Raw genomic sequence first — 23854 nt, 5'->3', positions numbered from 1 at the left:
GCGCTATCGGCGAAACAGCTTGTTACCCAGCCAAACCAGGGGGTCGTACTTGCGGTCGGCCACCCGCTCCTTCATCGGGATCAACGCGTTGTCGGTGATCTTGATGTGTTCCGGGCAGACCTCGGTGCAGCATTTGGTGATATTGCACAGACCGAGTCCCTGCTCGTCCTGGGCGAGTTCGGCGCGGTCGCCCACATCCAGCGGATGCATCTCCAATTCCGCGATGCGCATCAAATAGCGCGGCCCCGCGAACGCTTTCTTGTTCTCCTCGTGGTCACGCACCACGTGACAGGTGTTCTGGCACAGGAAGCATTCGATGCACTTGCGGAATTCCTGCGAACGCTCCACATCGACCTGCTTCATCCGGTACTCGCCCGGTTTCAGATCGGCGGGCGGCGTGAACGACGGGATCTCGCGCGCCTTCTCGTAATTGAACGACACGTCTGTCACGAGGTCTTTGATCACGGGGAAGGTGCGCATCGGCGTCACCGTGATCACTTCGTCCTCGGTGAAGGTCGACATCCGCGTCATGCACAGCAGCCGTGGCCGCCCGTTCACTTCGGCGGAACAGGAACCGCATTTCCCCGCCTTGCAGTTCCAGCGCACCGCCAGGTCGGGCGCCTGGGTGGCCTGTAGCCGGTGGATGATGTCGAGCACCACCTCACCCTCGTTCACCAGCACGGTGAAATCCTGCAGTTCTCCGCCGTCGAGATCGCCGCGCCAGACGCGGAATTTGGCGTCGTAACCCATCGTTACGCCTCTCGCTCCGTCGAATGCCCGGCCGCGGCCGGGTGCCCGGCGAGTTCATCCGGGGTGTAGTACTTCTCGAGCTCGCCGAGATCGAAAAGGGCGAGCAGATCCGACCGCATCGGTGTCTGGTCCTTGCGCGTCACGGTGACGCCGGGGATCGGGTCGCCGGCCGTGTCCGGATCGACCGCGCAGACCAGCAGTTTGTTGCGCCAGTCCGGATCCATCGACGGGTAGTCGTCCCGGGTGTGCCCGCCGCGGCTCTCGGTACGCAACAGCGCCGCGTGCGCCACGCATTCGCTGACCAGCAGCATGTTCTGCAAGTCGAGCGCGAGATGCCAGCCGGGATTGAACTGGCGGTGGCCCTCCACGGTCACCTGCCGGAACCGGGCGCGCAACTGGGCGAGCTTGTCGATCGCCTCGCGCACCTCGTGTTCCTTGCGGATGATGCCGACGAGGTCGTTCATCGTCTGCTGCAGATCGGTGTGCAGGGTGTAGGGGTTCTCGCCGTTGCCGTCGGCGGGCGGATCGAACGGCGCCACGGCGGCCTTCGCGGCCTTCGTGACATCGTCGTCCGCGACCGACGGCCGCTCGCCGAGTTGTTCCACGTAAGCGGCGGCTCCGAGTCCGGCCCGGCGTCCGAATACCAGCAGGTCGGACAGTGAATTCCCGCCCAGTCGATTCGACCCGTGCATGCCGCCGGAGCACTCGCCCGCGGCGAACAGGCCGGGCACCGTGGCCGCACCGGTGTCCGGATCGACCTCGACGCCGCCCATCACGTAATGGCAGGTCGGCCCGACCTCCATCGGCTCCTTGGTGATGTCCACGTCCGCGAGTTCCTTGAACTGATGGTGCATCGAAGGAAGCCGGCGCACGATCTCCTCGGCGGGCATCCGGGAAGCGATGTCGAGGTAGACGCCCCCGTGCTCGGTGCCGCGCCCCGCCTTGACCTCTTCGTTGATGGCGCGGGCGACCTCGTCACGGGGCAGCAGGTCCGGCGTGCGGCGCGCGGAGTCGTTGTCGCGCAGCCATTGGTCGGCCTCCTCCTCGGTCTCGGCGTACTGACCCTTGAAGACCGGCGGAATGTAGTCGAACATGAACCGCTTGCCCTCGGTGTTCTTCAGCACCCCGCCGTCGCCGCGCACGCCCTCGGTGACCAGGATGCCCTTCACGCTCGGCGGCCAGACCATGCCGGTCGGATGGAACTGCAGGAACTCCATGTTGATCAGCGTCGCGCCCGCGCGCAGCGCCAGCGCGTGCCCGTCGCCGGTGTACTCCCAGGAGTTCGAGGTCACCTTGTACGACTTGCCGATGCCACCGGTGGCCAGCACCACCGCGGGGGTCTCGAACAGGATGAAGCGCCCGGATTCGCGCCAGTAGCCGAAGGCGCCGGAGATGCGGTCACCGTCCTTGAGCAATTCGGTGATCGTGCACTCGGCGAACACCTTGATGCGTTTCTCGTAGTCGCCGGTCGCGGCGAAATCCTCCTGTTGCAGCGAGACGATCTTCTGCTGCATGGTGCGGATGATCTCCAGGCCGGTCCGGTCGCCGACGTGGGCGAGCCGCGGGTAGGTGTGGCCGCCGAAATTGCGCTGGCTGATGCGGCCGTCCGGGGTGCGGTCGAACAGCGCCCCGTAGGTCTCCAGTTCCCACACCCGATCGGGCGCCTCCTGGGCATGCAGTTCGGCCATGCGCCAGTTGTTGAGGAACTTGCCGCCGCGCATCGTGTCCCGGAAATGGACCTGCCAATTGTCCTTCTCGTTGGCGTTGCCCATCGACGCCGCGCAGCCGCCCTCGGCCATCACCGTATGGGCCTTGCCGAACAGCGACTTGCACACCACCGCGACGGACAGCCCGTGCTCCCTGGCTTCGATGACCGCTCGCAATCCGGCGCCGCCCGCTCCGATCACGACGACGTCGTACTTGTGCCGTTCCACTTCTGCCATGCAGAGAAACTCCTCGATGAGGCGGTCAGTCGATGAACCGCAAATCCGAAATCGTTTGGCTGGCAACCAACATGACGTAGAAGTCGGTCAGCACGAGGGTGCCGAGCGTGGTCCAGGCCAGCGCCATGTGCCGGGTGTTCAGCTTGGACACCTGAGTCCAGAACCAGTAGCGCACCGGATGCGCGGAGAAGTGCTTGAGCCGTCCGCCCGCGATATGCCTGCACGAGTGGCACGACAGCGTGTAGGCCCACAGCAGGATCACGTTGACCAGCAGCACGATATTGCCGAGGCCGAAACCGAAGCCTCCGGATTTGCCGTGGAACGCGACGATGGCGTCATAGGTGTTGATCACCGAAACCACCAGGGCCACATAGAAGAAGTAGCGGTGCGCGTTCTGGATGATCAGCGGCAGCTTGGTCTCGCCGGTGTACTTGCCGTGCGGCTCCGCCACAGCGCAGGCGGGCGGCGAGAACCACACCGACCGGTAGTAGGCCTTGCGGTAGTAGTAGCAGGTCAGCCGGAATCCGAGCAGGAAAGGCAGCACCACGAAGCCGAGTGGCAGGATCGCGGGCAGCTCCCCGAACGGCGTCCCGAAATGACTGGAACCCGCCACGCAGGAGGTGCTCAGGCAGGGTGAGTAGAACGGGGTCAGGTAGTGGTAGTCGGGAACCCAATATGCCGTGCGCACATACGATCTGATCGTCGCGTAGATGACGAACGCGGCGAGTCCGAGCACCGTGACGAGTGGGGGGATCCACCATCGGTCGGTGCGCAATGTGCGTTCCGAGATCCGGGCCCTTGTTCTGCTGAATACGCCGGTGCCCGCTTCCGGGGCGGCAGTCGGTGCGGCACTCACAGGTGGATGCCTCGCTGATCTTGTGTGCGGGTGGTCATCGTTACCTCCGCAATCGAATGTGATGCTGAGCACCATACGACACGTCCGCTATTGATCGAGCGGGGTCTCGACAAACCCGCGCCGCCGTCAACCGTATGATTTGCGCCACATTCGGGGCGCCGCTTGATTGCTTACGCCGCGTAGCGGGCTAACCGGACTTTTCGAACTCGACTCACGCCGAACGTGTTTCGAGCGGGGCGGTCACCGCTGTCCGGCGGGGGCGATACGAGCCGAGGAAACGGCCCGTCCGGAGTTCTGGTATGCGGATCGAGTCGCGAAGCTCGGCTCCGCTGCGATGCTTTGTCACCTGCGGGCGGCATGTGATTCCGGCGCCGAGCGCGGGGGCCGGTGGCTCGTCCGCATCGGATCCGCATCGACGATGACTTTCGAGGGCCGGTGGCAGCGCCGACGCCGCGCGCCACGGCGGGCATGCGTCCTCGGTGGTAGAGCCACGGCCGACCGGCGCACCCGCATGGACCCGCGACCTCGAAGCTTCTCGGTCGAACTCCGCGATCGTCGCCCGTCCGCGGCTCCTGTCGATGCCGCACAGGTGGTGGCCGCGCACGGGCCCCGCGGCCCGGGGGCAGGACGCTCCGCAGCGATCACGGCGGATGCCGAGGTGCCGGTCGAGCCGGCATGGTCCGGGCGCGAGCGGACCGCGATGGGCGGCTCGCACCGCCCATCCCGGGACTACTTCGTTCGCGGACGAGAGTGGAAGCCGAGCCCCTCGTCCTGCGCGCCCATCCAGGCGGCCTCGTCCGACTTGCTGTCCGGCACGTAGATGACGTCCTGGGCACCGCGCCGCACCGCGGGCGGGGGTGACTGCTCGAGTTCGTCGGCGTCGATGACGAGCCGCTCGAGGTCGTTCTCCAGCCTGCGGACCGTGCTGGCGTCGCCGTACTGGTTGCGCAGTACGCCGATGGATTGCCGGAGTTGGCCGACCGCGTAGCGTAGTTCCGCAAATTCGCTGCGAGTCATCGATACCTCCTGAATTCCTTGGCGGACATGCGAACTCGGTGCCGTGGCGCGCGGTTGCCCTTCTGCCTTGGACCGCGCGACACCGAGTTGTGTGACCCACCGCACAACGTGATCTACAACACAGTACCGAAAGAATCCGCTCCTGGCTCGCACCAGGGGAAATCCGATGATTGCCGCTCGGTTGCCGACGGTCAACCCGCGGCGGCGTACCCGGTGCAGGCGGCCGCCGCCGCGACGGCGCGTTCGGTGAGTGCGGCGATGGACAGCGCGACCTCTTCGGCGCGTTCGAGCATCACACTGTGTCCGGCGCCTTCCAGGCGGACGAGTTCGGCGCCGGCCAGCTGGGAAGCCAGGGCCACCGAATGCGCGAACGGGAAGATGATGTCCGCCGAGCCCGCCAGCACCAGCACGGGGATGGCGCCGAGGCGGCAGAGGGTCGCCGTCTCGTCGAAAGCGATCAGCGAGTGCAGGAAGCCGGTCATGGTCACCAGCGGCGTGTCGTTGAGCATCGCGGTGGCCAGCGCGGCCACCCGCGGGTTCACCTTCCTGGTGCCGAACTCGGCGTCGCGCAGCACCGGCGCGAACAAGCGGCGGGTCAGATGCCGGGAAGCCTGCATGACGCGCGGCGCCCGCGCGACGGCGGCTTGCAGCGAGCTCACCGTCCGTCGGTGGAGCAGGCGCGCCAGTCCTACCTCGGTGATTCCGGCGGCCGCGGCCGCGAGCAACCCGACACCGGCGATCCGGGTACCGATCGCCTCCGGGTACAGCCGGGCGTAGGCGAGCACCGCCATCGCGCCCATCGAGTGGCCGACCAGGATCACCGGCCCGGTCGGCGCGACCGTCCGCAGCACGGCGTCCAGGTCGTGGCCGAGCTGCTCGATGGTGTAGGTCGACGGATGCGCTGCCCCGGATTCGCCGTGACCGCGATGGTCGTAGAACACCATCCTGGTGTCGTCGCCCCATCGCCGCAGCAGGTGCTCGCGCAGGTAGAACCACGATTCGGTGCGCAAGCAGTGCCCGTGCACGAAGACGACGGTCGCGGCGGCGTCATCGGCGCCGAAGACGCGGACCGCGAGGGGAACGCCGTCCCCGGCCGACACCGTGACGCGGTGACCGTCGTGATCGGCGGCGCGGCGGGCGATGGTGGTGGACATGGCACTCTCCTGTGGGCGAGGCGCATGATCGGCGCTTCCTGCCCAGTTGTCGGACTGGATTTCCGCGCCGTTACCGGCCCACACCTGCCGTTATGGACACGTTGCCCAACCGAGGCTGCCGGTCGATCCAGCGGCCATCGCCATGCGCACAGGAAAATCTACGGAACGATAGTCCTCGGACTAGATTCCTTTAGATTCCTATCCTCGGTGCGCCGAGGGGAATCTGCGTCTTTCTAGGAGAAATCCGATACCGGTGAATATTGCGAGAGCGAGGGTCCGTCGCACGCGCCTCGCCCGCGACGGACCCGCTGCTTCGCTCAGGCCTCCGCGCGCGGACGTGTGGACGGCAGGAAGGGGCGCAGGAGGTTCTCCTCGGTCGACGCACCCATCTGCCACTCCGCGATCCACGGCCCGGTCCCCTCGCTCGGATCGAGGACGCCGCTCTCCAGCCACTCGTACCGGCCGTCCAGCACACCGCGGGTGAGGGTGCGGTCGTCGTCGTCGGTGTTCTCCCACAGCGCGTCGAACAACCGGCGTACGCGCAGCCGCGACTGCCTGCAGAAGACGTCCGCCAGTTCCTCGGCCGCCTTGCCTTCCGGCGCGTCCGCGGCGCGCAATGCCTGGGCCCGCACGCAGGCCGCCGACATGGCGAACAGCTCGGCACCGATGTCAACGATCCGGCCGAGGAAGTTCTGCCGGTACTCCAGGCCCGCCTGCCAGCGGCCCATCGCGTACATCAGCGATCTCGCCTGCTTGCGCGCGCTGCGCTCGACGAATCGCAGGTGCCGGGCGAGCACGCCGAATTCGGTGTATGCCGCGGGCACCGTCCCCGCGCCGACCGCCAGCTGCGGGAACCACTTGGCGTAGAAGCCCGTCGCCCCGACCGCCGCCTTCGCCTTGTCCTTGAACTCGGCCTTACGGTCGACCAGCGCGCCCGCGGCCGCCATGTGCGCGTCGGCCATCTCCCTGGCGATCAACAGCCGCATGATCTCGCTGGAGCCCTCGAAGATGCGGTTGATCCGCAGATCGCGCACCAACTGCTCGGCGGGGACGGCCCGTTCGCCCCGCGCGGCGAGCGAAGCCGCCGTCTCGTAGCCGCGGCCGCCCCGGATCTGCACGAGTTCGTCGGCGATCTGACAGCTCATCTCACTGGCCCACAGCTTCGCCAGCGCCGCCTCGATCCGGATGTCGTTGCGGCCTTCGTCGGACATGGTGGCCGACAGGTCGAGCGCCGCTTCCAGGGCGAACGTCGTCGCGGCGATGAACGAGATCTTCTGGCCCACGGCCGCGTGCTCGCCGACCGGCCTGCCCCACTGCACGCGCTGGGTGCTCCACTCCCGCGCGATCTTCAACGACCACTTGGCGGCCGCGGTGCACATCGCCGGGATGGCGAGCCGGCCCGCGTTCAGAGTGGTGAGCGCGATCTTGAGGCCGTCGCCCTCCCGGCCGATCAGGTTGCGCTTGGGCACCCGGACGTCGTGCATGCGGGTCAAGCCGTTCTCGATGCCGCGCAAGCCCATGAAGGAGTTGCGCCGCTCCACGGTGATGCCCGGGGAATCGGCTTCGACCACGAACGCCGAGATGCCGCCGCGATGCCCCTCGCTCTTGGGCACCCGCGCCATCACCACCAGCAGTTCGGCGACCACGCCGTTGGTGGTCCACAGCTTCACGCCGTTGAGCAGGTAGGCCTCGCCGTCGTCGGTCGGCGTCGCGGTGCTGGCCATCCTGGCCGGGTCGGAACCGACGTCGGGCTCGGTGAGCAGGAACGCGCTGACCGCCCCGGCCGCGCAGCGCGGCAGGAATTCGGCCTTCTGCTCGTCGGTGCCTGCCAGCTTGAGCGGCTCGGGCACACCGATGGACTGATGCGCCGACAGCAGGACACCGAGGCTCGGGTGCGTCGAGCCGACCAGCATCAGCGCGCGGTTGTAACCGACCTGGGAAAGCCCCTGGCCGCCATAGGATTGCGGGATCTTCAGGCCGAAGCAGCCGAGTTCGGCCAGGCCCTTGACGTACTCGTCCGGGATCCGACCCTCCGCTTCGATCACCGATCCGTCGATGGACTCGCACAGCTTCCGCAGCCGGGCCAGGAACGCGTCGGTGCGCTCGGCGTCCTCGGCGCCGGGCTGCGGATACGGATGGATGAGATCGAGCCGGAACCGTCCCAGGAACATCTCCTTGGCGAAGGACGGCTTGGCCCAGCTTGTTTCGCGGGACTCCTCGACCAGTGCGCGGGCCTGCTCTTCGGTGGCGTCGACTTTCGCGGCTGTCGCCATGATGTCCTCCCTCGGACGTGATCAGGATCACATTCGAGTGTAGGAGGGTTTGTTACCCATCGGTAGGGCTGCTGGTCGAGATAAATCTACGAATATCTAGCGATCTTGAAAGAGGGGCGAATAGTCGGCAATCCGCCGCTGGGCGCGGCTGCCGGGCGCTCACACCGAGCGCAGGTAGCGGCCGAAGTGCGGGACCGTGAAGCCGATCGTGCCGCGCTCGGCGGAATAGATGAGACCTTTTTTGATCAGACCGTCGCGGGCGGGCGAGAGCGATGCCGGTTTGCGGCCGAGTTCGTTGGCCACCGCCGCGGTCGCCACCGGGCCGTCGTCGCCCGACAGGTCCGCCATGGCGCGCATGTATTCCCGTTCGGCGGGGGTAGCTCGCTCGTAACGGGAACCGAAGAACCCGACCGCGAGCTCCTCCTCCGCGGCGGGCGAGGCCACCTCGACGTCCTCGGCCGTGATCGGGCTCTCCGGCGCCTGATCCCAGGCGGCCTTGCCGTACGCCTGCACGAAGTACGGGTAACCATCGGCCTTGCGGTACAGCGCGTCCAGCGCCTCGTCGGTGAATTTCACGTCTTCGCGCTGGGCGGGCGCGATCAGCGCTTGGTCGGCGGATTCGCGGTCCAGCCGGTCTATCCGGTGATAGCTGAATAGTCGCTCCGAGTAGCTTTTCGACGCGGACAGCACCGCGGGCAAGTGTGGGAGGCCCGCGCCGACCACGATCAGCGGCGCGGCGTCCTGACTCAGTTCGTGGCACGCGCCGCAGATCGCGGAGATGTCGGCGGGCCCGAGATCCTGCATCTCGTCGATGAAGATCGCGATGCCGACGCCGATATCGCCGGCCAGCGCCGCCGCCTCGACGAGCAGCTCCACCAGATCGATCTCGATATCGCCGGAATCGGCCCGGCCGCTCACCGCCGGTACGTCGATGCCGGGTTGCCAGCGTTCCCGCATGCCCTTGTCCGCGGTGGCCCGCAAGGCGAAAGACTTGAGGATGCCGAGGAAGTCGTCCACCCGCTCCGGATTGCGGTGCGCCGTGGCGATCGCCCGTGCCGCCATGTGCAGCGCCGAGGACAGCGGGCGGCGCAGTTCCTGGTCCGGCCGCGCTTCGATCTTGCCGGTGCCCCAGCCGCGCGAGATCGCGGCGGAGCGAAGCTGGTTGAGCAGCACTGTTTTCCCGACGCCGCGCAAGCCGGTGAGCACGACACTGCGCTCCGGGCGGCCACGCGCGACGCGTTCGAGCACGATGTCGAAAGCCGTGAGTTGCTTGTCGCGCCCGGCCAATTCGGGTGGGCGCTGTCCGGCTCCGGGAGCATACGGATTCCGCACGGGGTCCATGCCCGGACACCGTAGCGCGTTTCGTCCGGATAATCTGGGCACATCTACGGCGTGTCCTAGAAAGCCTTAGCGGCCGGTATTGCACTATTGCTCTCGCCGCCGGTTCCCTAGGCCGGTGGCGGTTCGCCAGAATGGTCGCGCGCCACGGCGCGTGAGAACGGAGGGGCATGTCCGACGAACCGACACCAGCGGGCCTCGCCGAAGTGGTCGGGTCCTGGAACGTTCCGGCGGGCGCCACGGTGGCTCAGCGCATCCGGTCCAACATCCTCGTCGCGATCGAACGCGGCTACGACGATCCTCAACTGGTCGCCGATCTCGCGGTCGGGCCGCTGGTCATGGCGCTCGGCAAACTCGAGGTCGAACTGGCCGAGGCGCGCCGCAGGATCGATGAACTGGAGCGCGCGGTGCACCGCGGGCAGTACTGACCGCGTTGCCCTCTCCGTGACCTCGGCCGAGCGGTGAGATCTCCTCGTGACCCGAGCTGTTACGCCCGTTTCCCGCCGAGGGCGCAGCGATACCCGCGGTGATGGAAAAGATGCTGCTCTGTGCGCTGGACAACATCGCGTCGGCACCGTAATCTCTTCGTGACTTAGTGGAACAAGTCGCTTCGTAAGTGAAACGGCGCCACTAGTTACCGCCTAAACGGCTGTCGGGGCCAACCGGTCTCGGCTGTCGTGCCGGGGACCCACAGGTTCGTCTGGGGTGAATCCTCGCGGCCATGCCGGTCGTGGGGTAGGGCCGCTCTCCCGGCCCGAACCCGTCAGCTAACCCGGTCGGCGGGAGAGCAGCAAGATCGGAGACGTAGCTCGGTGGGTAAACACAGCTTGCAACGGGATTCTCGGGTTCCGAATTCCGTCAAGGGTGCGATTGTCATGGGTGCGGTGGCCGCGACCGGCGCCATGCCCGCGATTCCGGCCATGGCCGCGACCATCAACGTTCCCGGTGTCGGCAATTTCGACGTTCCGCAAGAATGGGAACAGCCGGTCCAGCAGCTCAATCAGCAGATCCAGCAGGCGCTCGCGGCCGTTCCCGCCGCCCCTGCCCAGGCGCCGCAAGAGGTCGCTCCCCAAGCTCCCAACTTCGCGCCCATGCTGCCGGGCCTGTTCGGTCAGCAGCAGAACAACTCCCCGGGCGACATCGCCCTCGACGCCGCCAGGACCAAGGTCGGCGCCCAGTACTCGTGGGGCGCCGCGGGTCCCCGCTCCTTCGACTGCTCCGGCCTCGTCCAGTGGGCGTTCCGCCAGGCGGGCGTCGAACTGCCCCGCACCAGCTTCGAGCAGTCGCACGTCGGCGCTCCGGTCGCCTACCACGACCTGAAGCCGGGTGACATCGTCATCACCAACGGCGGCGGTCACGTCGGCATCTACGCGGGCGACAACAAGCTCCTCAACGCGGTGCAGACGGGTACGCCGGTGTCCTACACGCCGCTGCGCCCCGACATGGTGGTCACCGCACGCCGTATCGTCTAACGAGTGGCCCGCGCCGAATCCGGCATCCAAAGCACCGCTACCCAGGCCCGCGTCGACTCGTGGACCTGGGCGGTGCGCCTGTTCAAGACCAGATCCGCTGCTGCGGAAGCCTGTCGTGGCGGACACGTCCGGGTGAACGGCGCGACGGCCAAGCCCGCGCAGCCCGTGCGTCCCGGTGACGAGGTCCGCATCCGGGCGGGGGGCATCGAACGCATCGTCATCGTGGAGCGGATCGTCACCAAGCGCGTCGGCGCTCCGATCGCCGCGCAATGCTTGATCGATCGCAGTCCGCCCCCTCCCCCGCGCGAGATAGTGGCGAGCATGCCTCGTCGCGATCGCGGTGCGGGGCGGCCGACCAAGCGTGAGCGTCGCGAGACCGATCGGCTCATGGGCCGACCCGAGCACTGATCGAGAAGGTCAGATCATGGCCACCGGGCTCAGGGTCCCCGCGAGGTACCGTGCCCGGCACTCGCCGCGGCGCAATTTCCCGCTGCTGGTCTTGGGAATCCGTCCCGCCTCCACGAGCAGCACCGCTCCCGGCATCACCTCGTGCGCGGACGCGACCGCGGTGCGGATGCGCCGAGCCAGGGCGAAGAGTTCGATGGGCTCGCGTCCGCGGGCCGTGACCAGTTCCGCGACCACGACCAAATCCTCCCGGAGCCCGTCGTCGTGCCCGAACGCCGTCACATGGCCCGATCTGACCTCCGGAGCACATGCCTGCACCGTCGCCTCGATGTCGGCGGGATAGTGATTGCGTCCGTCGACCACGATGACGTCCTTGCGGCGGCCCGCAATATAGAGCTGCCCTTCGTGCTGGAACCCGAGATCCCCGGTGCGCAGCCAGCGGGCGCCGCTTCCCGGCACCGCGGCGCCGAAGATCTCCGCGGTGGCGTCCGGCCTGCCGAAATAGCCGTCGCAGATATTGTCTCCGGCCACCCAGATCTCGCCGACGCGTCCCGCGGGCAACACTGTCCCCGCCATCGGATCGACGATGCGCAGCTCCTGCCCGACGGGTGCGCCGCACCCGACCAGCGGCACACCGTCCGCGGCCTCCGCGGTCTCGGGTAGGGCGACCGCGCGCCCCTCGGCCAGTGCCGCCCGGTCGAATCGGTGCCACACCGGGGCCGCGTGCTGATCGCAGACGGTGACCGTGAGGGTGGCCTCGGCCAAGCCGAAGCCGGGGGTGTGCGCGTGATGGCGGAAACCGTACGGACCGAAGGTCTCGGTGAACGCCTCGAGCACGTCGGCGCGCACCGGCTCGGAGCCGTTGAGCACGATGTCGAGTCCGGACAGATCCAGCCCGGCTCGCTCGGCGGGGGTGGTGCCGGTCACCGCGAGTTTCAGTCCGAAATTCGGGCATCCCGTGGTGCCGGCGCGGTAGTCGGCGATCGCACGCAGCCACCGGGCGGGGCGCTTCACGAACTCCGCCGGCGCCAGCGTGATGCCGTGCACGCCCAGGAACAGCGGCAGCGCGAGGCCGAGGATCAAACCCATGTCGTGGAAGAACGGCAGCCAGGTGACGATCGGCCGGTCGGCCGCGCCCGACACGGCGTGCCCGAGCTGCGTCAACGCCGTGGCGAGGTTCTCGTGGGTGACCCGGACGCCGGCGGGAGACTTGGTCGAACCGGAGGTGTACTGCAAGTAGGCCAGCTCGTCGGATACCGGATCTATGACCGGTGCGGCAGCGTCCGACGCGCCCGCTTGCGTGCCGAAACGCGTCTTCAGGGATCCCGCGTACCGCGCCGTTCCCGTCGTCGCGGCCCCCGGATACGCGCTGATCCGTTCAGCTGAATCCTGTTCAGGGACGAAGGAAGCCGACGCGACGGTGACTACCCGGCCCAGTGCGGGCCCGAGGACCGGCGCGGTGATCTCGTCGTGCGCCGAGATCAGGCCCAGCGTGGGCCGCGCGTCGGCCAGCACGGCTTGCAGACGGTCGCGGTTGCGGGTGCCCGCGGCGGGGAACAGCGGCACCGCGACTCGATTGCTGTACAGGCAGGCGAGAAATGCCACCGCGTAATCGATTCCGTGGGCGCACAGGATGCCGACCCGGTCACCGGGCGCGCTCTCCTGCCGCAACCGTGCCGCCAGCGCGCCCGCGGCGGCGTGCAAACCGGCGTAGGTGAGCGTGACGGGCTCGCGTTCCCGGACACGGAAGCGCAGTTCGGTGCAGGCGGGCTCGTCCGGCCGCGTGGCGGCCCACGCGGCCACCGAAGTCGCGAGGCCATTGCCCGCCGGGTGCTCGGCGCGGGTCACGACTCGTCTCCGAGGTTCGCCGCGACCCGATCCAGCAGGGCCGCGCCGAGGGCGGTGATGGTGGGGTGCTTGAACAACTCCGCGGTGGCGATACGGACGCGCAGCCGCGCTTCCAGGTTCCGTCGCATCTCGATCGCGAGCAGCGAGCTGAGCCCGAGGGTGTTGAAGTCGGCCGCCGGGTCGATGCGTTCGGCGGGCAGATCCAGCGTGCTCGCCAGGACGCGGCGGATGGTTGTGGACAACGGTTCGGCGGGCTCGAGTGTCGCTGCCGTCCGGGTGGGGTCGGGACGCGAATCGAGCGTCGGCGCGAGCAGATTCGCCAACCGCACCGCGACCGGGGAGACGTCGGTCGTCGGCGAATGTTCCAGCGCCAGCAGATAGGGGCCGTCATACCGCAGGGCCTGGGACAGCACGGCGCTTCCGTGCCGAACGTCGAACGCGCCGACGCCCGCTCGTCGCAGATGACCCGCTCCGCCCGCCGCCGCGGCGAGACCGGCATCCCACAGGCCCCAGCCGACGCTCAGGACTCGTCTGCCCGGATCACGCAGTGCGAGGGCGTCCATGGCCGCGTTGGCGGCGGCATAGGCGGCCTGCCCCGGCGCTCCGAGCGCACCGGTGGCCGAGGAGAACAGCAAGACGAAGTCGGTGGTGTCGGTGGCGGTGAGTTCGATGAGATTGCCCGCCGCGGTGGACTTGGGCAGAAACATCCTGGCCAGCTGGCCCGCGGTGACCGCGTCGAACAGGGCGTCCTCCAGTACTCCCGCCGCGTGCACGACGCCGCGGATCACCGAGTCGGAGGCTCGGATATCGCTGAGCGCGTTGGCCAGGTCGACCCGGTCGGCGGCGTCGCAGCGCACCACGACGATGCGGTCCTCCAAGCCGTCGAGCAGTGCGGGTACCGGGCGCGGCGCCCGGGTCAGCACCACCACGTCGCGCGCGCCCGCCTCGAGCAACCAGCGCACGGCGACCGAGCCGAGCGCGCCCAGCCCGCCGGTGACGACGTAGGTTCCGCTCGGGTCGATGCCTGCCACCGGCAGCGCGCGCGCTCGCGCGGGCGTGAAGCGCCGCACCGCGACCTCGCCCGCCGACAAGCGCAGCTCGCCGGGAATCGCGCTGTCGGCAGTCGTCGCCAGGCGGGCGAGCAGCGGCAGGTTCCTGAGATCCGGGTCGGTCCAGATCAGCCGCACCGGTCGGTCCGTCTCGAGCTGGAGTGAGCGCACCAGCCCGGCGATGGCCGCGGGGACGACCGGGGGCACCGTGCCGGGCTCGTCGGCTCGGGAGACCGGCAGCACGACCGTCATGGAGGCGGTGGCGTCGTGGTTCGAGATCACTTGCAGCAATTCGAGAACGCGACCAGTCGTCGCGGCGGCGCTGTCGTCGCGCGCGCCGGAGTCCGCGGGCCACACGGCCACTACGCCGTGGCCGCCGCCGCGCCCGGTCAGGACCGCGGTGACGAGCGGGCTCGCGTCGTCCGGTTCACGCGCGATCCGTTCGGTCGGCAACTCGGCGTCCAGCGCGCGGGCGAGCCGGACCGCGAGATCCGACGCGCCCACCACCACCGCGCGCCGCACGAGGGTTCCGGCCGGGCCGCCGATTCCGAGCGAGCCGGGGTCGTGCGGTTCCCAGACCTCGTGGCGGAAGGGCGCGGTCTGCGGGGCACGGGCCACGCGAAGCCCGCCGGGGCTCTCCTCGTCCGCCGCGTCGGCGTAACGGACGTGCACGCCGGAGAAGGCGAGACAGGGCACGCCGTGCTGGTCGGTCGCGACGACCTCGCCGACCAGCCCGGTGTCGCTGCGCTCCCGGATCAGGGCGTGTACCTCGAGCACGTGGCGATTCGGCTCGTGCGACAACCAGGCCGCATCGATGCCGATCGGCAGCGGAATCGACGTCGTGGGCAGTTCGTCGAACACCGCCGCGGCGAGCACTTGGAGACAGCCGTCCAGCGTTGCGGTGCGATGCAATTCGGCGGCGTCGAACAATCCCAGCGCACGTCCGGTGCCCGCGGCGATGCCGCGCAGCGTGCGGAACCGGGGCCCGTACTCCAGCCGCCTGCGGCGCAATTCCTGGTAGAACGCGCCGGTGGTGACCACTCGCATCTGATGCCGGGCGGCCCGATTTGCGTCGACCACCCGCATCCATGCGACGATATCCGCGGGTGTGGGGTCACCGGCGGGCCGGGCCGAAGCCAGCGTCCCGGTGCCCGTGACCTCCGCCCGTACGCTTTCCTCCGGCCCCGGTCCGCGATAGACGACCGCGGGCAGAACGCTCGGATCGGTCCGCTCGTGCACGGCGAAGTCGGCCACGGCGGCCGTCCCCGCGGTGTCCCGGGCGAGGTGCAGCAGCCTCCGAAGCCAGAAGACGGCGGGGACGATGTTGTCGCCCTGGACCACGTGATCGGCGAGATCCTCGGCCTCGAAGGCGGTTTCGGGGACATGCGCGCTCGCGGGCCCGGCCACCAGCAGCGGGAACTTCCGCTTGCGCCACCGCCGCGGCGCGGGCGTGGTGAAGGGGCCGACCGCCGACCAGTCGATCGGACGCCCCTCCAGGTACAGGCGGGCCACGCCGGCGAGGTAGGCGCTCGCCTCGTCCTCGCGCACGGCAACGGAATGCGCGCCGTCGCGGAAGTCCGCGTACTCCCGCACCGCCGGGAGCAGCACCGGATGCGGGCCGATCTCGAGCACGGTCGAGAATCCGTCTTCGGCCGCGCGCTCCAGCGCGGCCGCCAACTCCACCGTGCCCGTGGCGTTCTCGGCCCAGTAGTCGCGGTCCATGACCGCGGTGGTGAGTTTCACGCCCCGCCGCGCCGTCGAATACACCGGCAGGCGCGGGACGAGCGGTGCGATCTCGGTCAACGCCCCGACGAACGGCGCGAGCACGGTAGCGACCTGCGGGCTGTGCGCGGCGAAGTCGACCGCGAGCCTGCGCGCGAACATGCTGCGGCGCGTGGCCCGCCGCACCAGCGCGTCGACATAGCGCGGCGTCCCGGAAACGACCACCGATCGCGGGCCGTTGATCGCGGCGATGGCCACCTCCGCCCGCATCGGTTCCACGAGTCTGGCGGCTTCGTCCGGGTCCGCCTCCAGCACCGCCATCGCGCCGTGCCCGTCCAGATGCGCCAGGGTCGCGCTGCGCAGCACCACCACGCGCGCGGCATCCGCGAGGGACAGCGCGCCGCTCGCCGCCGCCGCGGCGATCTCGCCCGAGCTGTGCCCGGCCACGGCATCGGGACGAATCCCCCACGTCTCCAGCAACTTCGCCAGCGCGATCTGGAACGCGAACAAGGCGGGCTGCACCAGATCGGTGGGTTGCGTCTCGCCGGCCGAGGTGAAGCCGTGGCGTGGCGTCCACACCCGCGGCCCGCCCGCAGTCACGATCGCGTCGGTCGCCTCGGCGAGCGCGGCGGCGAAGGCCGGATACCGCGCCGCCAACGCGCGGCCCATCTTCGGATGCTGACCACCTTGTCCGGAGAACAGGAACAACAGCCCGCCGCGGCGGCGGTTCGTCACCGGACCGAGCGCCGCATCGGTATCGCCGCGGCCGAACGCGCGCAGCCGGTGCACCGCGTCCGCGTGATCGTGCGCGACGATCGCGGCCCGGGTCGGCTCGGAGATCGAGCGCGCCGCGGCAGACACGAACTCGGGCAACGGTGGCCGCGCCTTGTCCAATTCGTCGGCCAACCGGAGTGCGCGTTCGCGCAGTTCCTCGTCGTCGCGTGCGGTGAACGGCAGCAGCATCGGGAAATGGTCACCATGATCCGGCCGGGTCGGCGGGGTGCCGCGCAGCACGATGTGCGCGATCGTGCCGCCGAATCCGAACGAGCTGACCCCCGCCACGCGCTCCGGCGCGGCCACCCGGCTCCAATCCACCGGCTCGGTCGGCACACGCAGCCCCCGTTCGGCCAAGTGCAGCAGAGGGTGCTCGGTGTCCAGGTGGATGGTCGGGGGGATCACCCCGTGGTGGATGGACAGCGCGGTCTTCACCATCCCGGCGACGCCGGCGGCGGCTTCCAGATGTCCGATGTTCGACTTCACCGAACCGATCCAGATCGGGTCGCTCGCGCCGTCGCCGAGCGCGGCCGCGAGCGCGCCGACTTCCACCGCGTCCCCCAGCGGCGTTCCGGTGCCGTGGCATTCGATGTACCCGGCGCTGCTCGGCGCGCGCCCGGCCCGCGACCACGCGGTGCGCAGTGTCTCCTGCTGCGCGCGGCCGTTGGGGGCGTACAGGCCGTTCGAGCGCCCGTCCGACCCGACCGCGGTGCCGACGATCTCCGCGTACACCCGGTTGCCCTCGCGCACCGCGTCCGCGCTGCGTTGCAGCACCACGACGGCGCAGCCGTCGCCCCGGGCGTAACCGTCGGCGGTGGCGTCGAACGGCGCCGACCGTCCGCCCGGTGACAGGAAACCGCCCTCGGCAAGGTAGTTCGAGGTGTGCTCCAAAAGCACCAGATTGACGCCGCCCACGATGGCGAACGGCACCGTGCCGTCGGCCAGCAGCCGGACCGCGAGGTCCACCGCGGCGAGCGAGGACGAGCAGGCGCTGTCGAGCACCAGGCTCGGCCCGTGCAGATCGAGCACGTACGACAACCGGTTGGCGATGATGCTGAGCGCGGAGCCGGTCACCGCGTAGGGGGCGTCGTGGCCGGCGCGGCCGAGCACCGCGATGCCGTGGTCGTACCCGGAAGCGCCGAAGACGACGGCGGCGCCGGAACCCCTGGCGCGATAGCCGATCCCGGCGTCGTCCAGCGCCTCGACCGCGACTTCCAGCGCGAGCCGCTGCTGCGGGTCCATGACCGCCGCCTCGCGGTCGGAGATGGCGAACCAGTCGTTGTCGAAGGACTCGACGTCGTCGAGGTACCCGCCGCGCCGGGAACCCAGCCGCCCGGCGGGCGGGGTGGACGTGGCGTCGCGGCCCTCGACCAGCAGCCGCCAGAACTCGGCGGCGCTCGCCGCCCCGGGCAGTCGGCAGCCGATGCCGATGATGGCGACGGGAGGATGCGAGCCGGCGGAATCCGTGGGCGCGCCGCTCATCGCATCGCGAGGTACTCGACAAGCTGTTCGATGTCCGGATGGTCGTAGATCGCGGTCAGCGGAACCTCGACTCCCATGGCGTCTTCGAGATGGGCGGTCAGCCTCGCGAGCTGTGTGGAACCGAGGCCGAGATCGGTGAAGGGCGAGCTGGTCGACACCGCGGCGGCGTCGACGCCCAATAGGTCGGCGACAGCAAGGACGGCGGCGCAGGTGAGCACGGCGCGCCGGCTACGACCCAGCGAACCATCGTTCTCCGGTGCACCGCGGTGCCCGTCCGGAAGACTGGGCCGCATCGCGTTCTCCCTCCCCGTCTCCCCGGCTGCTGTCACTCACTCGAGAACGGTACCCCCGCGATTATGCCGGAGAAATCGCCCGGAGCAAGGTCGCATATCCGCTGCCAGCCCGGCTCTTTCGCGAACGGCGGTGATCGCATACCGTGGCACCGTGACCGAACCGGACAGCGGTGCCGCCACCCGTGCCGAGCGCACGCCCACTCTGCCCGTCCTGCTGCGCTGCTGCGCCGCCTTGGCGGCCACGCCGGGCCGCTTGTTGCGGCCGCGCCGCCCCGACAAGGAGCTCCTGGCGAATCTCGAGGTGCTGCCGCCGCCGGCCGCGAGCGCGACCGTCCGGCTGACCGTGCTGACCCAGGCCACCATGTCCGCGCCGACCACCATCGTGGCCGAGGGTGTGCGCAGCCTGCGGGAGATGCGGCTGTCGATGGCGGCGTTCCTGGTCGAGCATCCGAAGGCGCGCTTCCTGATCGATCCCGCCCTGTGCGCGGGCGTGCACGATCGCGTGCTGCCCGAACTGCCGTTCCCCGTTCCGCTGCTCGTCGCGCCGGACAAGCCGGTGCTCGGCCTGTCCGACGCGCTCGCCGCGCACGATGTCGCGGGCGAGGACATCGATTTCGTGGTGCCGACCCACCTGCACTGGGACCATGTATCCGGCCTGCTGGAGTTGCCCGCCTCGGTCGAGATCCGCCTGCCCGCCGCGGAATACGACTGGGCGCTCGGCGGTCCGCACGCTCCGGCCGGCGTGGCGCGTGGCCCGCTGCGAGGGCGCGACTTCGACCGCTTCGAGCTGGACGGACCGCCGGTGCTGACCTTCCCGCGCAGCAAGGACCTGTTCGGCGACGGGTCGGTGCTGCTGGTCGATCTCGCGGGCCACACGCCGGGCAGCATCGGCGTGCTGCTCGCGGTGGACGACGGCAGCCGTGTGCTGTTCGCGGGCGACGCCGTCTGGAGCAAGTTGCAGGTCGACCTCCTGCGGGAGAAAGCGCCGATGCCGGGCAAGTTGTTCGACGCCGACCGCGACGCCGCCTTCGCCACGATCCACCGTCTGCACGCGCTGCCCGACGGCATCGAACTCATCGCGAGCCACGACTACGCCGCCGTCACCGCCCGCGCGGCCAAGTGATTCCGGTCAGCCGACCACCACGGTGTCGGCGAGCCGGGCCGTGATCAGCTCCTCGGCCTCGGTGACCATCCGGCCGATCAGCTCGGCGCAGGTCGGGATGTCGTGGATCAGACCCTGGCACAGGCCGACCGACCAGATGCCCGCGTCCAGGTCGCCTTCCTCGAACACGCGGCGGCCGCGCGCTCCCGCGACCAGATCCCGCACGTCGTCGAAGGTGCCGCCGGCCTTCTCGATCTCGACGACCTTGCGGCTGATCTCGTTGTCGGCCACCCGCGCGGTATTGCGCATGGTGCGGAAGATGAGCTGGGTGTCGCGCTCGGAGTTCGCGACGATCTTCTCCTTGACCTTCTGATCGATCGCGGACTCCTGGGTGCACAGGAACCGGGTGCCCATGTTGACGCCGTCCGCCCCGAGGGCGAGCGCGGCGACCAGGCCCCGCGCGTCGGCGATGCCGCCGGAGGCGATCATCGGGATGCTCAGTTCGCGGGCGGCGGCCGGGATGAGCACGAGGCCGGGCACGTCGTCCTCACCGGGATGGCCCGCGCACTCGAAGCCGTCGATGCTGACCCCGTCCACGCCGATCCGCTCGGCTTTCAGCGCGTGCCGCACGCTGGTGCACTTGTGCAGCACCTTGATGCCGGCGTCCTTGTAGTAGGGCAGGAACGGCTCCGGGTTGCTGCCCGCCGTCTCGACGATCTTGACGCCGCTGTCGATGATCGCCTGCACGTATTCCGCGTAGGGCGGCGGGTTGATCGAGGGCAGGATGGTGACGTTCACGCCGAACGGCTTGTCGGTCAGCTCCCTGGTGCGCGCGATCTCGCGGCGCAGGTCGTCCGGGGTCGGCTGGGTCAGGGCCGTGATGAAGCCGAGCCCGCCCGCGTTGGCGACGGCCGCGACGAGCTCGGCCCGCCCGACCCACATCATGCCGCCCTGCACGATCGGATGTTCCACCCCGAACTTCTCGGTGAACCTGGTCCGCAGCATTGCGCTTCTCCTATGTCTCGCGCGGGCGTGCCGGTTCGCCCGTTGGGGTCGATGGTGACACGATAATCACCCCGCCTTCAACTCATAAGTGAGCCGAGGTTCGCATATTCGATGATCTTCGTCGGTATGGTTTCCGCACCGTGAGCGGACTAAAGAGATCAAATGGCCTGCTAGAAGGCGTATCGCCGGGCGGGGTGCGTAGTCAGGCTGATTAACCCGGATTCATTCCGCAATCCCTTGCCGGGCGTTTAAGTTAGTTGCTATTCTGCACCCGATTCAGCCCGTCGCCGCCGTCGGACCACCCGGCGGGCCGATGGCGGTCCGAGAGGAGTTCGTGGCAATGACCACCGGGGCAGCAGCGCTCGACGAGCCGATCAGGTCGCGGCGCAACCACTGGAACAACCAGATCGCCGTGCACGCGCAGATGCGCCCGGACGCGGTCGCCGTGCGATTCCGCGGCGTGGACACCACCTGGCGGCAGCTGCACGAGCGGTCGCTGAAGTTCGCCGACGGATTGGCGCGCCGAGGCGTCGGATTCGGCGACCGGGTGCTGATCCTGGCGCTGAACTACCCGGAATACCTGGAAGCCGTGTTCGGCATCAACGCGCTGGGCGCGATCGCGGTCCCGGTCAACTTCCGCCTCACCCCGCCGGAGGTCGCCTACATCGTCAGCGACAGCGGAGCCAAAGCGGTCGTCACCGACACCGTCTTGCAGCCGCTGGCCGCCGCCGTACAGGCACAGGCGCCCGCGCTGGAGACCCTCGTGGTGATCGGCGGCGCGTCCGCCGACGGCGCGATCGGCTTCGACGACCTGCTCGCCGAACCGGGTGAGCCGCATACCCCCTTGGACATCCCCGAGGACACCCCCAGCCTCATCATGTACACCTCCGGCACCACCGGAAGCCCGAAGGGCGCGGTGCTGACCTACGCCAACATGAACGCCCAGGCGCTGACCTGCATCCGGGCGCTGGCGCTGGAACCGGATTCGATCGGGCTGTGCACCTCGCCGCTGTTCCACATCGCCGGCCTCGGCAGTCTCGCACCGGCTTTCCTGCTCGGCTCGAAGACGGTGCTGCATCCGCTCGGCGCCTTCGACGCCGGTGAGTTCTTGGACGCGCTGGAGCGCGAGCAGGCCACCTCCGCCTTCTGTGTGCCCGCGCAGTGGCAGCTGGTCTGCGATCATCCGACGGTGAAAGACCGCAAACTCGCGCTGGAAGTGCTCAGCTGGGGCGCGGCGCCCGCCTCGGACACCGTGCTGCGCGCGATGGCCGAATGCTTCCCGAACGCGTTCAACGTCGCGGTATTCGGTCAGACGGAGATGTCGCCGATCACCTGCGTGCTGGAGGGCAAGGACGCCATCCGCAAGCTCGGCTCGGTCGGCAAGGTGATCCCCACGATTCAGGCCCGCATCGTCGACGACGAGATGAACGACGTCGCGCCCGGCGAGGTGGGCGAGATCGTATACCGTGGCCCGACGCTCATGCAGGGCTACTGGAACAAGCCCGAGGCCACCGCCGAGGCGTTCGCGGGCGGCTGGTTCCACTCCGGTGACCTGGTCCGACAGGACGAAGAGGGTTTCGTCTACGTGGTCGACCGCAAGAAGGACATGATCATCTCCGGCGGTGAGAACATCTACTGCGCCGAGGTGGAGAACGTGCTGTTCGCGCACCCGAAGATTCGCGAGGCGGCTGTGGTCGGCCGGGCGCACGAGAAGTGGGGCGAGGTGCCGGTCGCGGTGGTCGCGCTGCACAACCCGGACGACGAGCTGACCCTCGCCGAGCTGGAGCCGTTCCTCAACGAGAACCTGGCGCGCTACAAGCACCCCAAGGACCTGGTGCTGCTCCCCGAGCTGCCCCGCAACGCGAGCGGCAAGGTGGTGAAAGTCCAGTTGCGCAAGGACTACTCGTCCTGATCGGCCGACGCGTTCGTTTCACGTGAATCGGACACTGGGCGCGGGCGCGGATGCGTAAGGTCGTCACATGGCGATCCGACGCATCCGCGCCGCCGTGCTGGCGCTGCACTGGCAGGTGAATGTCATTCGGCCGGAAGGGTTTTTCGGACCCATGCTGGCCGCGCCCGTGGCGGCATCCGGTGTGGTGTCGCGGGCGACGGACTTCCACGCGGCGGCGTCGGCGGCAGGGGTGCCGGTGATCTTCACCAGGTTCACCATTCCGGTCGGCGAGGGTGAGCTGGTGCGCAACACCGGATTCATGCGCTCGGTCGGCGCGGCGCAAACCGAGTTCCGGCCGGATTCGCCCGGCGCCGCGATCATTCCGGAGATGGCGGCGCAGCCGACGGAAGTGTTCGACAATCAGAAACTGTCCGGCTTGGCGGGCAGCAAATTGCCGGAGTGGTTGGCGGATCAGGGTATCGAGACGCTCCTGCTCACCGGCGTCGCGACCAATCTCACCGTCGAGCAGACCGCCCGGCACGGCACCGATCTCGGCTTCACCGTGCACGTGGTGGCCGACTGCGTGGCCGCCGCGGGCCCGGAGGCGCACGAAGCCGCGTTGGCCAACCTCGAACTCGTCACCGCGGGCAGCGTCCGCGCCGCGGACGCGCTGGAGCTCCTCGGCCGCTGAGCGACGCGCGGGCTGACAACCGGCCTGCCGCCGCGCCCAACTCCTTGGCAGAACAGACGAGCTCCACTCGAGCGGGTCGGCCGGTGGCGAAGCAAGAAGCGTCTGCGCGAAAGCGATGGAAACCCGCAGACAGGACACCGGAGAGCGCGGCTCAGTCTCGCGCCCGATCGGCCAAGCCGGGGCCGACCAGGCGCACCAACCGGTGGTACGCCTCCTCGGCCGAGAGCGGTGGATGCGGTTCGGCGATGGCGCCGAGCAGGCCGACCACACCCCAGGACAGGAACGTCACGGTGGTCGCGAACTCGTCCTCCGGCATCGCCAGCCGCTCGCCCAGCCGCTCGGCGAGGATCTGCGCGACCATTACCCGCGTGGTGCGCAGCAGCACGGTGCCGCTCTTGCGGCCGAGCAGCGCACGGTAGATCTCCGGATGAGTTGCGGCCAGGCCGAATAGCGTGCGCACGGGGGCGAGCAGCTCGGGAGCGTCGGCGTCCGGCTCGGCCGCGGCCATGGCGGCGCGTAGGTAGTCGGTGCTGCTGCGCAGCAGGAGATCGTCCTTGTCGCGGTAGTGCGCGTAGAACGTCGACCGCCCGACGTCCGCGCGATCCAGGATGTCGCGGACGGTGATCCGGTCGTACGAGCGCTCGATCATCAGCTCGATCAGCGCCCGGTGCAGCATGGCTCTGGTGCGGCGCACCCGGCGATCCGCGGTGTCTTGTTCTTCCGGCACGGTGCCTCCCGGACAGATGTTTCCTATGCGTCCGGTTCCGGACGGATCCCGGGGCATTGCCC

At 69.2% G+C, this 23854-nt stretch carries 18 protein-coding genes and 1 riboswitch; of the genes, 6 read left to right on the top strand and 12 right to left on the bottom strand.

The genetic code is table 11. The annotated features are described in order from the left end of the window. Positions 1-3 precede the first annotated feature (3 nt). The 7 genes from QMG86_RS31160 to QMG86_RS31130 form a co-directional block, all read right to left on the bottom strand. Positions 4-750 carry a succinate dehydrogenase/fumarate reductase iron-sulfur subunit gene (locus QMG86_RS31160; protein WP_281876442.1) on the bottom strand — a complete coding sequence of 249 codons (747 nt, stop codon included), beginning with the start codon at positions 748-750 and terminating at the stop codon, positions 4-6. A 2-nt stretch (positions 751-752) separates the two neighbouring features. Further along, positions 753-2693 carry a fumarate reductase/succinate dehydrogenase flavoprotein subunit gene (locus QMG86_RS31155; RefSeq protein ID WP_281876441.1) on the bottom strand — a complete coding sequence of 647 codons (1941 nt, stop codon included), beginning with the start codon at positions 2691-2693 and terminating at the stop codon, positions 753-755. Positions 2694-2718: 25 nt separating this feature from the next. Continuing rightward, positions 2719-3549: a succinate dehydrogenase subunit SdhC gene (sdhC, locus tag QMG86_RS31150; protein ID WP_159841074.1), complete on the bottom strand. Its 831-nt coding sequence runs from the start codon at positions 3547-3549 to the stop codon at positions 2719-2721. A 729-nt stretch (positions 3550-4278) separates the two neighbouring features. Continuing rightward, positions 4279-4566, bottom strand: a complete 288-nt coding sequence (locus tag QMG86_RS31145; RefSeq protein WP_281876439.1) for an Rv0250c family protein — start codon at positions 4564-4566, stop codon at positions 4279-4281. Between the two features lie 191 nt (positions 4567-4757). Then, positions 4758-5720, bottom strand: coding sequence for an alpha/beta fold hydrolase (locus tag QMG86_RS31140; protein WP_281876438.1), 963 nt, complete (start codon positions 5718-5720; stop codon positions 4758-4760). A 317-nt stretch (positions 5721-6037) separates the two neighbouring features. Continuing rightward, positions 6038-7993, bottom strand: coding sequence for an acyl-CoA dehydrogenase family protein (locus QMG86_RS31135; protein WP_281876437.1), 1956 nt, complete (start codon positions 7991-7993; stop codon positions 6038-6040). A gap of 159 nt (positions 7994-8152) precedes the next feature. After that, positions 8153-9334 carry an ATP-binding protein gene (locus QMG86_RS31130; protein WP_281876435.1) on the bottom strand — a complete coding sequence of 394 codons (1182 nt, stop codon included), beginning with the start codon at positions 9332-9334 and terminating at the stop codon, positions 8153-8155. 167 nt (positions 9335-9501) lie between these two features. Here QMG86_RS31130 and QMG86_RS31125 point away from each other — a divergent pair, with 167 nt between their 5' ends. The 3 genes from QMG86_RS31125 to QMG86_RS31115 all read left to right on the top strand — a co-directional run bounded on the left by QMG86_RS31125 (position 9502) and on the right by QMG86_RS31115 (position 11211). Further along, positions 9502-9759, top strand: coding sequence for a hypothetical protein (locus QMG86_RS31125; RefSeq protein WP_281876434.1), 258 nt, complete (start codon positions 9502-9504; stop codon positions 9757-9759). A 200-nt stretch (positions 9760-9959) separates the two neighbouring features. After that, positions 9960-10128: riboswitch (cyclic di-AMP (ydaO/yuaA leader) on the top strand. Positions 10129-10206: 78 nt separating this feature from the next. Next, the gene (locus QMG86_RS31120) at positions 10207-10803 is read left to right on the top strand and encodes a C40 family peptidase (protein ID WP_281876432.1); all 597 of its coding nucleotides are present in this window, start codon (positions 10207-10209) and stop codon (positions 10801-10803) included. A 3-nt stretch (positions 10804-10806) separates the two neighbouring features. Further along, the gene (locus QMG86_RS31115) at positions 10807-11211 is read left to right on the top strand and encodes an RNA-binding S4 domain-containing protein (RefSeq protein ID WP_281876430.1); all 405 of its coding nucleotides are present in this window, start codon (positions 10807-10809) and stop codon (positions 11209-11211) included. A gap of 9 nt (positions 11212-11220) precedes the next feature. Here QMG86_RS31115 and QMG86_RS31110 read toward each other — a convergent pair whose 3' ends face one another. The 3 genes from QMG86_RS31110 to QMG86_RS31100 are packed head-to-tail and all read right to left on the bottom strand — an operon-like array spanning position 11221 to position 18376. Then, entirely contained in the window at positions 11221-13056 is a 1836-nt protein-coding gene (locus tag QMG86_RS31110; protein ID WP_281876429.1) for a fatty acyl-AMP ligase, read from the bottom strand. After that, a complete protein-coding gene (locus QMG86_RS31105; protein WP_281876428.1) occupies positions 13053-18083 on the bottom strand; it encodes a type I polyketide synthase in 5031 nt (1676 codons plus the stop codon). Before QMG86_RS31105 ends, QMG86_RS31110 begins: the two co-directional genes overlap by 4 nt. Next, on the bottom strand, positions 18080-18376 hold the full coding sequence (locus tag QMG86_RS31100) for an acyl carrier protein (protein ID WP_281876427.1): 297 nt from the start codon (positions 18374-18376) through the stop codon (positions 18080-18082). Before QMG86_RS31100 ends, QMG86_RS31105 begins: the two co-directional genes overlap by 4 nt. A 151-nt stretch (positions 18377-18527) precedes the next feature. Here QMG86_RS31100 and QMG86_RS31095 point away from each other — a divergent pair, with 151 nt between their 5' ends. Then, positions 18528-19499 (top strand): MBL fold metallo-hydrolase, encoded by a 972-nt coding sequence (locus QMG86_RS31095; protein ID WP_281876425.1) that lies wholly within the window; start codon positions 18528-18530, stop codon positions 19497-19499. 6 nt (positions 19500-19505) lie between these two features. On the opposite strand, the gene QMG86_RS31090 is transcribed toward QMG86_RS31095, so the two are convergent. Then, the gene (locus QMG86_RS31090) at positions 19506-20483 is read right to left on the bottom strand and encodes an NAD(P)H-dependent flavin oxidoreductase (protein WP_281876423.1); all 978 of its coding nucleotides are present in this window, start codon (positions 20481-20483) and stop codon (positions 19506-19508) included. Between the two features lie 340 nt (positions 20484-20823). Between QMG86_RS31090 and fadD5 the strand changes: the two genes are divergently transcribed. Together fadD5 and QMG86_RS31080 are read left to right on the top strand one after the other, a co-directional pair. Further along, positions 20824-22395, top strand: coding sequence for a fatty-acid--CoA ligase FadD5 (fadD5, locus tag QMG86_RS31085; protein WP_281876421.1), 1572 nt, complete (start codon positions 20824-20826; stop codon positions 22393-22395). Positions 22396-22462: 67 nt separating this feature from the next. After that, positions 22463-23065 carry a cysteine hydrolase family protein gene (locus tag QMG86_RS31080; protein WP_281876420.1) on the top strand — a complete coding sequence of 201 codons (603 nt, stop codon included), beginning with the start codon at positions 22463-22465 and terminating at the stop codon, positions 23063-23065. Positions 23066-23216: 151 nt separating this feature from the next. On the opposite strand, the gene QMG86_RS31075 is transcribed toward QMG86_RS31080, so the two are convergent. Then, positions 23217-23792 (bottom strand): TetR/AcrR family transcriptional regulator, encoded by a 576-nt coding sequence (locus QMG86_RS31075; RefSeq protein ID WP_281876419.1) that lies wholly within the window; start codon positions 23790-23792, stop codon positions 23217-23219. Positions 23793-23854: the final 62 nt, after the last annotated feature.

Source organism: Nocardia sputorum, assembly GCF_027924405.1.
GTDB lineage: Bacteria > Actinomycetota > Actinomycetes > Mycobacteriales > Mycobacteriaceae > Nocardia > Nocardia sputorum.
This window is presented reverse-complemented; position numbering and strand designations above follow the sequence as displayed.

Coding starts and splice junctions, on each gene's coding strand:
- QMG86_RS31160 (WP_281876442.1), bottom strand. CDS start 750: ATGGGTTACGACGCCAAATTCCGCGTCTGGCGCGGCGATCTCGACGGC.
- QMG86_RS31155 (WP_281876441.1), bottom strand. CDS start 2,693: ATGGCAGAAGTGGAACGGCACAAGTACGACGTCGTCGTGATCGGAGCG.
- QMG86_RS31145 (WP_281876439.1), bottom strand. CDS start 4,566: ATGACTCGCAGCGAATTTGCGGAACTACGCTACGCGGTCGGCCAACTC.
- QMG86_RS31140 (WP_281876438.1), bottom strand. CDS start 5,720: ATGTCCACCACCATCGCCCGCCGCGCCGCCGATCACGACGGTCACCGC.
- QMG86_RS31135 (WP_281876437.1), bottom strand. CDS start 7,993: ATGGCGACAGCCGCGAAAGTCGACGCCACCGAAGAGCAGGCCCGCGCA.
- QMG86_RS31130 (WP_281876435.1), bottom strand. CDS start 9,334: ATGGACCCCGTGCGGAATCCGTATGCTCCCGGAGCCGGACAGCGCCCA.
- QMG86_RS31125 (WP_281876434.1), top strand. CDS start 9,502: ATGTCCGACGAACCGACACCAGCGGGCCTCGCCGAAGTGGTCGGGTCC.
- QMG86_RS31120 (WP_281876432.1), top strand. CDS start 10,207: ATGGGTGCGGTGGCCGCGACCGGCGCCATGCCCGCGATTCCGGCCATG.
- QMG86_RS31105 (WP_281876428.1), bottom strand. CDS start 18,083: ATGAGCGGCGCGCCCACGGATTCCGCCGGCTCGCATCCTCCCGTCGCC.
- QMG86_RS31100 (WP_281876427.1), bottom strand. CDS start 18,376: ATGCGGCCCAGTCTTCCGGACGGGCACCGCGGTGCACCGGAGAACGAT.
- QMG86_RS31090 (WP_281876423.1), bottom strand. CDS start 20,483: ATGCTGCGGACCAGGTTCACCGAGAAGTTCGGGGTGGAACATCCGATC.
- fadD5 (WP_281876421.1), top strand. CDS start 20,824: ATGACCACCGGGGCAGCAGCGCTCGACGAGCCGATCAGGTCGCGGCGC.
- QMG86_RS31080 (WP_281876420.1), top strand. CDS start 22,463: ATGGCGATCCGACGCATCCGCGCCGCCGTGCTGGCGCTGCACTGGCAG.